General features: G+C 44.3%; 11 protein-coding genes. 10 read left to right on the plus strand and 1 reads right to left on the minus strand.

Translation table 11 applies throughout. From position 1 onward, the window contains the following. Positions 1–901 precede the first annotated feature (901 nt). From ACJJIW_RS12115 to ACJJIW_RS12150, 8 genes are all read left to right on the plus strand, one after another. Positions 902–2,005 (plus strand): glutamine synthetase, encoded by a 1,104-nt coding sequence (locus tag ACJJIW_RS12115; RefSeq protein ID WP_444935292.1) that lies wholly within the window; start codon positions 902–904, stop codon positions 2,003–2,005. Further along, positions 1,998–2,909: an alpha/beta hydrolase gene (locus tag ACJJIW_RS12120; protein WP_444935293.1), complete on the plus strand. Its 912-nt coding sequence runs from the start codon at positions 1,998–2,000 to the stop codon at positions 2,907–2,909. Before ACJJIW_RS12115 ends, ACJJIW_RS12120 begins: the two co-directional genes overlap by 8 nt. A gap of 185 nt (positions 2,910–3,094) precedes the next feature. Then, entirely contained in the window at positions 3,095–4,912 is a 1,818-nt protein-coding gene (locus ACJJIW_RS12125; RefSeq protein ID WP_444935294.1) for an ABCB family ABC transporter ATP-binding protein/permease, read from the plus strand. Positions 4,913–4,978: 66 nt separating this feature from the next. After that, the gene (locus ACJJIW_RS12130; protein ID WP_282931726.1) at positions 4,979–6,700 is read left to right on the plus strand and encodes a DUF8614 domain-containing protein; all 1,722 of its coding nucleotides are present in this window, start codon (positions 4,979–4,981) and stop codon (positions 6,698–6,700) included. Positions 6,701–6,922: 222 nt separating this feature from the next. Continuing rightward, on the plus strand, positions 6,923–7,747 hold the full coding sequence (locus ACJJIW_RS12135) for a right-handed parallel beta-helix repeat-containing protein (protein ID WP_444894624.1): 825 nt from the start codon (positions 6,923–6,925) through the stop codon (positions 7,745–7,747). Positions 7,748–8,153: 406 nt separating this feature from the next. Beyond that, the gene (locus tag ACJJIW_RS12140) at positions 8,154–8,810 is read left to right on the plus strand and encodes a glutathione S-transferase family protein (RefSeq protein ID WP_444894623.1); all 657 of its coding nucleotides are present in this window, start codon (positions 8,154–8,156) and stop codon (positions 8,808–8,810) included. A 327-nt stretch (positions 8,811–9,137) separates the two neighbouring features. Continuing rightward, positions 9,138–9,629 carry a hypothetical protein gene (locus ACJJIW_RS12145; RefSeq protein WP_444894622.1) on the plus strand — a complete coding sequence of 164 codons (492 nt, stop codon included), beginning with the start codon at positions 9,138–9,140 and terminating at the stop codon, positions 9,627–9,629. A gap of 14 nt (positions 9,630–9,643) precedes the next feature. After that, complete coding sequence (locus tag ACJJIW_RS12150; protein ID WP_444894762.1) at positions 9,644–9,988, plus strand: YnfA family protein; 345 nt, start codon at positions 9,644–9,646, stop codon at positions 9,986–9,988. A 108-nt stretch (positions 9,989–10,096) separates the two neighbouring features. On the opposite strand, the gene ACJJIW_RS12155 is transcribed toward ACJJIW_RS12150, so the two are convergent. Further along, positions 10,097–11,137 carry an alpha/beta hydrolase gene (locus tag ACJJIW_RS12155; RefSeq protein ID WP_444894621.1) on the minus strand — a complete coding sequence of 347 codons (1,041 nt, stop codon included), beginning with the start codon at positions 11,135–11,137 and terminating at the stop codon, positions 10,097–10,099. 454 nt (positions 11,138–11,591) lie between these two features. On the opposite strand from ACJJIW_RS12155, the gene ACJJIW_RS12160 reads away from it, so the two are divergent. Both ACJJIW_RS12160 and ACJJIW_RS12165 read left to right on the plus strand, forming a co-directional pair. After that, a complete protein-coding gene (locus tag ACJJIW_RS12160; protein ID WP_444935295.1) occupies positions 11,592–12,413 on the plus strand; it encodes a right-handed parallel beta-helix repeat-containing protein in 822 nt (273 codons plus the stop codon). Positions 12,414–12,636: 223 nt separating this feature from the next. Then, the gene (locus ACJJIW_RS12165; protein WP_444912399.1) at positions 12,637–13,479 is read left to right on the plus strand and encodes a right-handed parallel beta-helix repeat-containing protein; all 843 of its coding nucleotides are present in this window, start codon (positions 12,637–12,639) and stop codon (positions 13,477–13,479) included. Positions 13,480–13,649: the final 170 nt, after the last annotated feature.

The raw sequence follows: 13,649 nt of genomic DNA on the forward strand, positions 1-13,649 counted from the left end.
GCATAAAGGAATTGCTGCTGAAATGTTTATAGGTATTTACGGAAAGGGGGGAACTTTATACAAAAAATATTTTCATTGATTGGTAAGTGTTATTCGCAACAAAATCTACTTGTTTCCTGCGCTATGCTACAGAAAATTTGGCCGCCCAAAACTGGCGCGGCCCCACCCTGTGAGGAGTGTTCATCATTCAGCCTATTGCCAAGTGTGGTTAGGTTGATCTGGTGGCCGGTTTAGAGTGCATTCATGGGGTAATAGCTGATTACTATTTGGTGTCATCATAAGTTTGTAATCTCGAATAGTTTATTTGTGAGCAAGTTCCCTATCTTGTACCTATTACTAACCAATAAATTTCTCAAAAATAGGCTTTTTCTATTGGTCTTTATGTTCTACGTTGGTGTGCTTGCATAGTGTATATGGCTCCGAATCTACGCCAAGATCTTAAAGTCAAATTGTTGTTTAGAGATTTATCGTATTGGTAGGTTAGTTTGCATTCGTTTGAATCAGAGTGGTATTTAGGGATGAAAGTATCTTGAATTGCTTGGATTGTTGATGTGGTCTCAGTCGGAGACTCACTTGATGAGGCGCCAGTACAGTTTGTTGGATTAACCAGAGGATCGATGCCCCCCTTAAATTGTAATGTTCTGCGTTTTAGGAGATAGAAAGGCCTACCATAAGCAGAAATCAAGCCGGCTAAAAAATCCCTCTGTTTTTATTTGAGGCATTAAGGTAAATACCTCGATAGTTTAAATGGTAGATAACACGATCCAGGGTTAATTTTTTAATAAAATCTTATATGGGGATACCTTCAAAGGATTATATGTTTTCCGGTAAGTTGGTTCTTGCTGGTGAGGTGGTCAGGAGCATATTCCGCTAACTTAGAAATTTAAAAAGGGTCATCGGTATGAGTAAACTCAGTTTCGTGGAGTACCTCTGGATTGATGAAGCGGGTCCGATGCAGCAGATTCGTTCGAAGGCCAGAGCTCTTAGTTTGCCAGATTGTCCGGTAGTGACGGATTTCCCGTTGTGGACTTTTGACCGCTCCAAGACGGAGCAGTTGGATGATAGTGATTCCGACTGTTTCCTCAATCCAATTCGAGTCTATCGGGACCCACTACGTGGGCTAAATGACTATATCGTACTTTGTGAGGTACTTGAGGAAGGTAAAAAAATTCACCTGTCAAATATACGTGCCAGAATAAGAAAAACGTTAGACTGTCTGGAGAGAATTATTGAGCCACAGCTGGGTTTTGAACAGGAATATAAACTTATTTCTGATTGCTATCCGTTTCGTTTTTCAGGGGTTGAGGCCTTTTTATTGCAAAGGGTTTATTACTGTGGTGTAGGCAGTGAATCGGTTTATGGGCGAAAGGTTGCTGAGGCACATGCGAAAGCCTGTATCGATGCTGGAATTCTTATCAGTGAGATCAAAACCATAACGCTGGGGCAATGGGTATTCCGAATCGGTTATCGTGGTATTGATGGTGAATGTTGCGATGCGCTAACGATAGCGGACGATGTTTGGGTTGCCCGATACCTTTTGAATCGTGTTTGCGAAAGATATATGGTGCGCGTATTTTTCAGCAGCAAATATCTTGATGACAGCTGGAAAGGACCTTGCATACGAACTAAGTTTTCGACCGCCATTACTCGAGACCCAGATAAGGGACAAAAGGCCCTTATGAATATTGTTAATGCGCTTAACGGGAAGTTCAATGTCGAACATGACGATGAACTTATTCGAGAAGCCCGGCCTGTCGTCAGGCAAGGTTGTGTCTATTTGGAAGGACTACACTCCGGGGTCAATACAGACCCTTATCACATCGGGTACAACCTTATTGCTTCTACCATCGATGACGTTGACGATGCTGATGCGTTGCGGTCACTGCGCGAAGCTGGCCTACTTTTGACGAAAAGCCATCGTGATACGGAAGGCAGTGCCAATACATTAAGAGACCGAAGTGATCACACTATCCCAGCGAAAAGTGAGGGTGTTACCCGTGAGTGAATTTTGGAATTGCTTTACTCGTGAGAAAACGGACGAACAATATAATCCCGTTTTGTGGACACATCGCCTCCCTACAGATCTTCTTTTGCCGTCTCATGCAGAGTTTACTGGAAGTCGCAGTTTAACTTATCGCAAAGCGATTAAGGACGGTTTACAAACTGTCAGTTTTGGGAAAGGGGACTACTCGGGCTCGATGGATGTATTCAGGCCGGATAAAGTCCCTGAAAATGCTCCGGTTGTAATTTATATTCACGGTGGTTGGTGGCAGTGGTTTTCAAAAGAACAGTTTTCTTTTCTGGCCAAGCCTTTTAATAAAGAAGGATTTGCAGTGTATATGCCGGGTTACCGTATGGCTACGGACTGGAAAAATGATACTCCAATGGAGTCTATTGTCGCGCAGATGCAGTGGGCAATGGCGAGCGTACTAAAAGAGGCCGAGGAAAAAGGATCTCCATCTGTATACTTAGTGGGGCACTCGGTTGGGGGGCAGCTGGTGGCATTATTACATCAGACAGATTGGAGTCAATTTGGCGTTCCGGTAACTACTCAACGTAAATTTAAAGGTGCATTCTCCCTCGCTGGCATATTTGATGTTCGCCCATTGGTTAATAGTTTTTTCAATGATCTCATTAAGATGTCGATGGAATCTGCTGAAAAGGTAAGTCCCCAGATGTTAGTGTCTGGTATTGATACAACAAGATGCCCGCTACACTTAATAGTGCCTGAATTTGATACTCTGGAATTTTTTCGGCAGACCAAAGAGTATCAAGAGAAAATGCTAGAAATGGATAATCCTTGTTATTTCAAATTAGCTAATAATCGGGACCATCTTGATCTGATAGAAAAATTAGTCGATGACCGAGATGAAGTCCTTGCCTATATGCTTGAGAATATGAAAGCCTAGCGACGATTTAGTCTTTTGAAGTCCTCTTAGGCGGCAAAAACATTTTGCCGTTTGATGACTACTGCTGTATCGGCGACAGTGTCAATTTTGTGTGGGAGTGAGGGGCGGCGCTTTAGAGACAAGCGTCTATATAAGTTCTATTGACGAATTATAATGGGCGCCTGTTTTCTCCTCCTGGATAGATTATGCCGAGACCCAAATCCACTGTCTCTTTGGATGAGGTGCACTGGGGTGCACTCAAAACCCTCTTCCCTTACCTATTGGAATTCCGCCGCGCCGTAGTCTTGGCGATCCTCTGCTTGATTGGTGCCAAGGTTGCGGGTGTTACCCTGCCATTTTTGCTCAAACATATTGTCGATGACCTGGATAGTGCTGGGGGCCTGGCCCAGGCAGTGGCATTACCTTTGGGGCTGCTGTTGGCCTATGGGGCTGTGCGCCTTTCCAGCACTCTGTTTGGCGAACTGCGAGACACGATTTTTGGCCGTGTCACTGAGCGGGCCCAGCGCCGGATCGGGTTGGAAGTGTTCCAGCATTTGCACAAACTGGACCTGGATTTTCACCTGAACCGCCGTACCGGCGGGCTCTCTCGGGATATTGAGCGGGGCAATAGCGGCATCGGATTCCTGATGCGGTTTATGGTCTTCAATATCGTACCCACGCTGGTAGAGATAGCTATGGTGGCGGGGTTGCTCTGGTGGAATTACAGCGGCTTATTTGCGCTATTAGTGCTGGCCGCAGTGATTATTTATATCGGCTTTTCAGTGGTAGCCACTGAATGGCGTACGCGCTTTGTCAGGGAGTTGAATGAGGCGGAGTCACAGGCCAGCAGCCGTGCAGTTGATAGTCTGCTCAACTATGAGACCGTTAAGTACTTTGCCAATGAGCGACATGAATCCGGTCACTATGACCGGGAGCTGGCCAGTTGGGAGAAGGCCCGGCGTAAGAACAGGCTGTCCCTGTTTGGCCTAAATAGTGGCCAGGCGCTGATTATTTCCAGCGCAATGTGTGCAGCGATGGTTCTTGCCGCAGTAGGAGTCACCAAAGGCACTATGACCATCGGTGACTTCGTATTGGTGAATGCCTTTATGATGCAGATCTTTATACCGCTAAATTTCCTCGGCTTTGTGTACCGGGAGATGAAAGGGGCACTGGCAAATATTGAGAAGATGTTCTCTTTACTGGCGGTAAAACCTGCTGTGGAAGATCTTCCCCAGGCGGCTCCCCTCACTGTGATGGAGGGCCGAATTGAGTTTGATAACGTCCAGTTTGGCTATAAAGATAATCGCCAGATCCTCAAAGGTATCAGCTTTGCTGTGGAACCACGGCAAAAAGTGGCAATTGTTGGCGCTAGCGGTGCAGGTAAGTCCACCCTCTTTAAGCTCCTGTTTCGTTTTTATGACGCTAACAGCGGTTCCATTTCCATTGATGGCCAGGATATTCGCAGTGTTTCCCAGGAGTCGCTGCGCAGGGCTATTGGTGTTGTGCCTCAGGATGCAGTGTTGTTCAACCAGTCGATCCGGGACAACGTGCGTTACGGACGTGTAGATGCCTCAGATACTGAGGTGGATGAGGCGATCCGTCACGCCCAGCTGGAAGGCTTTGTTCAGCAGCTGCCAGAGGGAGCCGATACCCTGGTGGGGGAGCGGGGTCTCAAGTTGTCCGGAGGGGAAAAGCAGCGGGTTGCTATCGCTCGGGCCCTGCTGAAAAAGCCTCCGATTATGATCTTTGACGAAGCGACCTCATCTCTCGACAGCCACTCAGAGCAGGGCATAGTGGCATCCCTGCAGGATATTGCCCGCGAGCAGACATCGTTAGTGATCGCTCACCGCCTCTCCACAATTGTGGATGCAGACTGCATTCTGGTAATGGATCAGGGCGGAATAGTCGAGCAGGGAGCCCACCGGGAATTGATGCAGGCTGATGGACACTACGCGGCCCTCTGGCGTATGCAGCAACAGGAGCGTGGAACTGAGACCCAAGCAGCCGAGGTGCCTACGCCATGACGGTTGATAAATCCCTACAGCCAGACTAATGTGGCGCCGATACAAAAAAATGATAGGCAGAGCGATATGACCATTCCTTTTCAGGCTACCAAGATAGCGGCAGCAGTGTTGGCACTGGCCCTTGTTGGCGCTTGTTCCAAAAAAGAGCAGCAGCCCGAAGAAGTTGCCAAAGCGGAAGCTGAGGCTCAGATTGTAGAGTCCAAGACGGTACCTGTGCCCTCAGGCCAAAAGGTAGAAGATGCGGATAAGCGTTTTGATATCTATGTACCGGTTGAGCTCACTGCAAATCTAAGCGGTCTCTCCGACAACCAGCGCAAAATGATTGGCCTGCTGATTGATGCCAGCCAGATTATGGATCGCTTGTTCTGGTTGCAATCCTACGGCCCAGCTGAGGAATTGCTGCCGGATATTGAAGACAACCGCGCTCGTAAGTTTGCCGATATCAACTATGGCCCCTGGGACCGTCTTAACGACAATAAGCCGTTTATTGTTGGTTATGGAGATAAGCCCCTGGGTGCTAACTTCTACCCAGCGGATATGACCCGCGAAGAGTTCGAGAAATGGGACCAGGCAGGAAAAGACGGCTTGTACTCGCTGGTACGCCGCAATGAGTCTGGCAGTCTCGAACTGGTGCCTTACAACGAAGCCTACAATGCGGACCTGAATAAGGCGGCCAGCATTCTGCGCCAGGCAGCTGAATTGGCTGAGAGCAAGGAATTTGCTAACTACCTCACCATGCGTGCCGATGCACTTCTCTCCGATAATTTCCGCCCCAGTGATATGGCCTGGATGGATATGAAGGAGAATGATATCGATGTGGTTATTGGTCCTATTGAAAACTATGAAGACCAGCTGTTTGCCTATCGTACCGCTTATGAGTCCTACGTCCTGCTGAAAGACAAAGAGTGGAGTAAAAAACTGGCCAAGTTTGCCGCTCTGCTGCCCGAGCTGCAGAAGGGTTTGCCGGTTGAGGAAAAATACAAATCTGAAGAGCCCGGTACTGATTCAGACTTGAATGCCTACGATGTACTCTTCTACGCCGGCCACAGTAATGCTGGCTCCAAGACTATCGCCATTAACCTTCCCAATGATGAGGAAGTACAGCTGGCCAAAGGCACTCGACGTTTGCAGCTGAAGAATGCAATGCAGGCCAAGTTTGACAAGATCCTGGTGCCGATCAGCGATGTATTGATCGCAGAAGATCAGCGCAAGAATATTACCTTCCCGGCTTTCTTTGCCAACACCATGTTCCACGAAGTGGCCCACGGTTTGGGAATTAAAAAGACCGTAGAAGGCGGCAATAATGTTCGCCAGGCTTTGAAGGAAACCTCCTCCGCCCTGGAAGAAGGTAAGGCTGATATCCTCGGTCTGTACATGGTTACCCGCTTGCATGAAAAAGGTGAGTTGGAAGAGGGCCAGTTGATGGATAACTATGTCACCTTCTTGGCGGGTATCTTCCGCAGCGTACGTTTTGGTGCGGCCAGTGCCCACGGTAAAGCCAACATGATGCGCTTTAACTACTTTAAGGAGCAGGGTGCCTTCACTCGCGATCCCAAGACTGGTCAATACAGTGTTGATTTTGAAAAGATGCAACAGGCGATGACCAACTTGTCTCGTTTAATCATTACTATTCAGGGTGATGGCGATTACGAGAAAGCCAAATCATTGCTGGAGACCAAAGGCGTAATTGGCCCTGAACTGCAGGCTGATTTGGATCGCTTGGCTGAGGCCAATATTCCGGTTGACGTTACCTTTATTCAGGGTAAAGAAGTACTTGGTTTGAAGTAATTTCCTTACCTTTTGTTTAAAAAAACCCGGCGCCTGCCGGGTTTTTTTGTGCCCCGAAAATTTACCCCCCCCCTTCGATTTGCTATTTCCCCGCTGATTGCAGCTTAGTACTTTAGGTACTTTTTCTTATGGCGGAATTAATAGTCACGTCCAAACTAAGGAGGCAGTCTGTATCCCAGGCTAGGAATTCCAACTCTTATACAATATTGACAGAGGTTTTACATGGATATTAAGCAGTCAGTTATTAAGTTATTAATATTAGGCGTAATGGGGCTATTTACAGCGTCATACTCTTTTGTAGTATCCGCTCAGGTATCCTGTGGTGATGTTATTACAACCGCCGAAGTGCTTACACAGGATTTACTCTGTGACCTTACTGCTGCTGAGCCTGATGCCCTTACGATAGTTGGTCCTGAAGGCAGTTTGAGTATGGGAGATTTTTCTGTGACCTGTGCTACAGGTGCGGGATTTGGCGGTGCTGGAATACGTATCCTGGGCCAAGGTGCGGTATTGACTGGCGGTGCCATTAATGATTGTTTTGACAATATTTTTATAGACGGTGTGGGTTATCACACGGTCGTCGGAACTGAGCTAGTTGGTAGTGTTGACGATGGTATTGATATTGACAGTATCTTTAACAATATTAGTGGATGCATAATCACTGATAGTGGTCGGGTAGGTGTTGATATGGATGATGATTTTAATACTCTCTCTTCTTGTGTTGTATCGCTCAGTGTCTCTGATGGAATTCAGGTAGATGATAGCTTTTCAAATGTGTTCAATAATATATCTACATTCAATGGTGGAGCAGGAATTCTAATCGAGGGCTCATCCAGTAATATAATCTCCCAAAATTTAGTATCAAGTAATGATGGTGGAGGTATCGTTTTGGAATTCACGAATTCAACTAATAATGTCATAACTGGAAATTTCTCTGAACTTAATCTTTCCTTTGATTTATATGATACGGTTGATCCCGATTGTAGTGGCACCAACATTTGGTACGCTAATGATGCCATTACTAAAAGTCCAAGCTGCCTGGATTGAATTTTTTCGCGATTTGCGAAACTTACTAAAAAGGGAGAAGGAAAGACTACACCGCGCTCGGGACCCTATGAGGCATGGATGCCGATTAGGAGCTTACAGGGATGTATTCACTGCGTGTCTCGAGTGCGGTGTATTCTTTCCTTCCACCCCAGTAGTAAGTTGTGTCTCTTAGGCGATTCAATTGAATAGTGAGAGCTAACCTAAACTTGAGTCGCCTTTTGGTTTCTTTAAGTTTGTGAGGCGATTCAAAAAAATAGCTGTTTGTGATGAGGCATTGATGGCTATGAATCGTAGTGCTGTTAATGCACAATAAATTTGATGCTATATTCTAATTGTTTGGCGGTTAAGCGGTATAAGTGAAGCTCCCAATTGATCAATATAATTCAACTATAACAATGGATTAATTATGTCTCGTGTTCTGTACTCGGGTACTAAAAATGCATCCACTTGGGCCTTTAGGGCTTGGTTGGCATTGCGTGAACAGGATGTTCAATTTGAGGAAGTGGTTGTAGATATTCGCCGGCCACAGCGATTCCAGAACTTACAGCGTATCGGTGAGCTATCCCCTGCGAGATCAGTACCGGTACTGGAAGAGGGGGATATGATTATTTTTGATTCCTTGGCCATTATGGAATATGCCAATGACATTGGCTCTGGTGAGCTGTTACCTCAAGATCCATTGATGCGGGCCCGAGCCCGGGCCATGCTTAGCTGGCAACATTCTGGGTTGTCCGGGTTGTGTCCACGTCTGTCCTTTGAAAGTGCATTTTATCCAGATAAACGTCTAATGACCCCTGAAGAAGAGATGGATGCGGAGCGCTTATTTGCCGCCTGGGAGGGAGAGCTTGAGCAAAATGGTGGCCCTTACTTGATGGGTGCTTTGTCCCTGGCAGATTTAGCCTTTGTGCCAACAGTGATAAGAATTTTCTCCCACGCCCCAGATTTGCAGCCCTGGCCGCTTACCAAACAGTGGATAGACCGGTTGCTGGGGCGTGACAGCGTAAAAGAGTGGATGTCAGAGGCTGCTGAACTGCCACCGGTAGTACTATCGGATTATCGGTAGGGACTAACTTCCGCAGAGATCAGGATTTTTTAGTGACTAAACCCGTTAGGTGAAGCTGAACCAGCTTCACCTTTTTTACTATTAGTGGCGTAAATTAATCGGAAAAAGAAGCAGGGTACGTATTTTTTATCGTAAGAAAGTTTCAAGCGCAATCACTGGCTAATAGTGATGCCAATGCGGTCTAAACTGTGCTGGGTTAACCAGTGCGCCAGTTGATGTTTGAGGCGATCAATTTATCAAATATTAAGGATAATATTTAGATCAATGAAAAGATTAGCCTTTAGTCTATGTTTCTTGTTGAGTAGTGGGGTACAGGCATCGTGCCACTTGGAAGAATATGAACGCTTTATCAATACTCAAAGTTTGGTGATGCTTGAGGCCTCCGTGAAACTATTTGAGGAGGATAAGGAGAAGTTTAAAATCATTAAGCCGTTTGTAAAATTGGAAGTGCGCAATAACAAGCTTAAAGTTTATGTGGCGAAGAAGTTGAGTGAGAAAGAATCCACCGTTCTTAACTTTGACGGCCCTATTGCGAATTACGTTCCCAGCGTATCAGTGCAAATTATGCCGGATGGCTCCATACGGGATAAAGTTGATTTGGCAATGTCTGATGATGTTTTTTATCGGACAGAGAAAGCTGCCATGGCGCCACTGCAAAGTTTATATATGTTTCACGAGGGAATGAATGAAGCGGAAAAGAGAAAATTTACACGAGCAAGAAATTCCCTGAGTAAGCATATGGAGACTATTGAGCAATTCTCATATATGAAAAGAGCCTTCACGATGCGTCTTGAAAATGTTTGCCCGGTAAATGGTTGAGTGCAAAATTATTTATGCTGCTATTTGAAATAAAAACTATAGCTTTGTTCCTGGCTACGGCGCTTGCAGAGATAATTGGATGCTATACAGTTTATTTATGGTTAAAGCAGGATAAAAGTATTTGGCTGCTAGTGCCAGGAGGTATTAGCCTGGCAATATTTGCTTGGCTGCTGACATTGCATCCGGCCCCTGCGGGTCGGGTGTATGCGGCTTATGGGGGGATTTATATTTTGAGCTCAATAATGTGGTTATGGTTGGTTAACGGTGTCAAGCCCACCGTTTGGGATGTGAGTGGTGCCGCTGTAGCAATGCTGGGTATGGCTATTATTATGTTTTCACCTAGACAAATGGTTAGTTAGCTTAATTACATACACCCTACTGTTATCCAATATGAATAACGGTTGATTACTATATTTCCTGTTGGCGCAAAACCTATGAGATGTAGATCTCCCTGAAGCTCAAAGAGCTTATGGGCTTGTGCAAACATCCCCTTTTTTATCAAGCCAATTAATAATTGCTCTATGCTCAATCTCTCCTATAGTAGCCATGCTTGGGTGATTTCTATTGGGGCTTTCTATTAGTTCAATGTTTGATTGATCTAAAGCCATATAATTACTATATGGAGCTATTCGATCTGTAGATGAGGAGATTAATAATACCGGAATCTTGGAGGCATTGAGTAGAGGGAGAATATTGGTTTCGCTGGGTTCTATATCGGATCTCTCTAAAGCTAGGTTTGCTCCCCGGCGAATATCTTTGTCAGGAATGATCCGGCTAAGTATAGGATGATTTAGTCTTGCGTAATTATAAAAAGCTTGATCAAAAGGTAGCATTGGGGCTAGCAATATTATACCGGTTATATCAGATCTTAGGGTGGAAATATATAGTGCAGTTAGCGCACCCATGGAGTTGCCCAGTAAATATAAGTTTTTATCTTCGATTTCTCCTTTTTTAATCAAGTTGTTGATTAGCTGGTTAATGATTTTGCTATCGCCGACACCATATTTTTTAATGTTGTTTGATTCGCCGTGGCCAAGAAGATCCGGAATTATAACTTTGAATCCAAGAAAGCGAAAATATAATGCTGAATGCAGCATAAATTCTTTAGAGGCACGAAATCCATGAAACAAAATTATCGTTCCTTTATATTTATTTTTTAGTTGCTCTCTACTGATGTTGAGGTTAACAGTGCTTTCCTGGTCATGTGCGTCGAATGTAACGGAATAGCTAAGTCTGTTTTTGGGTAGTGGTGATGCGTAATAATAGCTGACACAGTTTTCTCTATTTTTTGTGCAAAACTGATCCTTTTTAAAATCTAAATCGCTTACTTCCTCTGGCGTTATTGTTTCTGTAAATGGGAAGCTTTTAGATCTTTCTATAAGTGTGGCGATTCTCTTGGAGCAAGCTGGCATGGTTAAACAGGTGGCAATAATGATAATTGCTATATTAAATTTACTAGTATTTTTTGCAGGCAAATGATGTCCCATGGCTGTCTCATTCAGGGGCATATTGCCTCTACAAGATTAGATTTTAAGGGAATCGGTGTCAATAACTCCCAGCAATAAATTGTGCTTCGATATTTCCGGTGCCGCATATCTTGTGTTGTTTTTCATTGAATTAATAAGCTAGAGACAAGGATAATATATTGAGGGTTCAGGTTTTTCTCTGTGCAAAAGCGTTTGTTATTGGGGTATTTCGAGCGAAAGACCACAGAAGCGGTTGGGGGAGATGTATTAACCAGGTGGCGACGCTTACTCTATTATTTAGCCCTCTCATTCTTCCTCCTTTCTTTAGTGAAACCAATAAATCCGTAGCTGTACTGGCGCATATTAAAAGGAAAACCAAACTAAATTCCTATTTTATTAGGAACAATTTCTCATGGCTCTTTCTTGGCGCTGGATCAAAATCTCCTAGGCATACCCGGAACTATTAATAACGAATACAGCGCTAAGGATAAATTTGATGAAACTCCGTCGTTCAAATCTCTATAAAATCGCCATTGTCTCAATGATAGGGATATCCAACATCACCATTTCCAAGCCAGCGATTGCCGATGATGTTGAATGTGGGGATACGATAACCACATCTGTTACTCTGAACCAGGACCTCACTTGTGATGTCAGTCCCGCTTTAACAGTAATAGGCCCAGATGGACGCCTGGATATGACAGGATATGAGGTTAACTGTGATGGTGGCGAAGTTGGAGTGCTGTTAGAGGGGCGTGCTGCGCTACTTCGAGGAGGGCAGGTTGCAGATTGTGAGGTTGGTGTTTTAGCGAATGGAGATGGATTCCATAATATTCAAGCGGTATCGACCACGGCAAATGCCAGCGCTGGATTTCAGTTAGTGAGCAATAGCAACTATATGACAGCCTGTACCGCTCAGGAAAATACAGGGGTTGGACTGATTGTTAGTGGGGAGAGAAATAATGTCTTCCAGAATACTTTTGAGGAAAATACCCTGAGTGGTATCCAGATAGATGGTGATCGGTCATATATAACAGAGAATTTCTGTTTTGAGAATATGGGCTCAGGAATAGAGATTAATGATTCCAGTAATAGCTGGATCGTTGAAAATGCATCGGAAAATAATGGCACTTCAGGTGCGGGAACGGCAGGAATCTTAATGAATGATTTTGATCAGCAATATAATTTGATCATTTTAAATGTGGGGATTCTCAATGAAGATTTCGATGCGCAAGATTTAAACAGTGATCCCTGCAATGGTACAAATTTATGGCGAAATAATACTTTTGATACTGTAGATCCTAGCTGCCTGGATTGAAATATACGGATATAAAAAGATAGTGCCACTATGGTGGCTTCGGTAGTGGTGTTATCTTTTACAATTTATATTCCTGTAGCTTGTATATCAATATGCTCCATTCCCCGCTTAAACTATTTTACTAAATTTTGCGGACAAATTTCCCATGGCTGTTACCAGTTTTTGACTCAAAATCAGCATGACATATCTTTTCTGTATTTGAGCTTTATTTGGGAGGACTCTCGTGAGCTTTATATCTCGATCTGTGATAAGCAAGGCATTGATAACTTCTTTGGCGGCTTCTTTATTGTCTGCATCTTTGTGTTCACTAGCAAATGGTGCTGTTGAGTGCGGAGACACCATAACCAGTCCGGTAATACTGGATCAAGATTTGCTCTGCAATGTTACCCCGGCTTTGACTGTAACTGGGCCGACCGGATATCTGGATTTGAATGGTTATACGCTGAGTTGTGATGGAACTACAGTGGGAATTTTGGTCGATGGTTTTGCGGCCATAATATCGGGCGGGGTGTTACAGGATGGGTTTGTATCTAATTGCAATACAGGTATTTCTGTAGAAGGTTCCGGTATTCATAATTTGTTCGGCCTGAACACCTCTGGTAATACTTCTTCTGGTATTGAGTTTGTTAGTAGTAATAATACGCTAACCATATCAAATATATCGGATAATGCAGGTACAGGTATTATAATCGCGGGGGGAACAAATAATCTGTTTTCTAATGATATAAGTCGAAATGAAATAACGGGTATACAGGTAGATGGTAGCAGTTCAATAATATCGTCAAATACAGTATCGGATAATACTTTAACTGGAATACAAATTAATAACGCCAGTAGCTGTCTTATCAGTCAGAATACGGTGGAGAATAATGGCACTCAAGGGTCAAATACTGCAGGAATCTTAATGGAGCTATTTGGCCAGACTGGAAACAATATCGTAGGCAATACTGTCTCTGGCAATGTGGATTTTGACTTGCAAGATGACAACTCTGCACCCTGTGAGAATAACTGGATAGGAAATTCTCCTGATGCGACTACCTCTGGTGAATGTGTGACATCACAGTAACATTAATTTAGTTGAAAATTTGGATCTGAAGGCAGTTCATTATTTGCCTTCAGATCTCTAGAGTTAATGTCTTTACTCTACAAAAATTTCATGAGACGTGCCGCAAGTCTTTTTAAGGTGCCTTACGTCTATCTCTATTTCCCATAGGTTTTATTATTGTGTGTGATTTT

The organism is Microbulbifer maximicatervae (SeqCode), from assembly GCF_052467815.1.

Bases quoted from the DNA above. Each gene is read 5' to 3' on its own strand.
- ACJJIW_RS12125 (WP_444935294.1), top strand. From the start codon at position 3,095: ATGCCGAGACCCAAATCCACTGTCTCTTTGGATGAGGTGCACTGGGGT.
- ACJJIW_RS12140 (WP_444894623.1), top strand. From the start codon at position 8,154: ATGTCTCGTGTTCTGTACTCGGGTACTAAAAATGCATCCACTTGGGCC.
- ACJJIW_RS12115 (WP_444935292.1), top strand. From the start codon at position 902: ATGAGTAAACTCAGTTTCGTGGAGTACCTCTGGATTGATGAAGCGGGT.
- ACJJIW_RS12130 (WP_282931726.1), top strand. From the start codon at position 4,979: ATGACCATTCCTTTTCAGGCTACCAAGATAGCGGCAGCAGTGTTGGCA.
- ACJJIW_RS12155 (WP_444894621.1), bottom strand. From the start codon at position 11,137: ATGCCCCTGAATGAGACAGCCATGGGACATCATTTGCCTGCAAAAAAT.
- ACJJIW_RS12160 (WP_444935295.1), top strand. From the start codon at position 11,592: ATGAAACTCCGTCGTTCAAATCTCTATAAAATCGCCATTGTCTCAATG.
- ACJJIW_RS12150 (WP_444894762.1), top strand. From the start codon at position 9,644: ATGCTGCTATTTGAAATAAAAACTATAGCTTTGTTCCTGGCTACGGCG.
- ACJJIW_RS12135 (WP_444894624.1), top strand. From the start codon at position 6,923: ATGGATATTAAGCAGTCAGTTATTAAGTTATTAATATTAGGCGTAATG.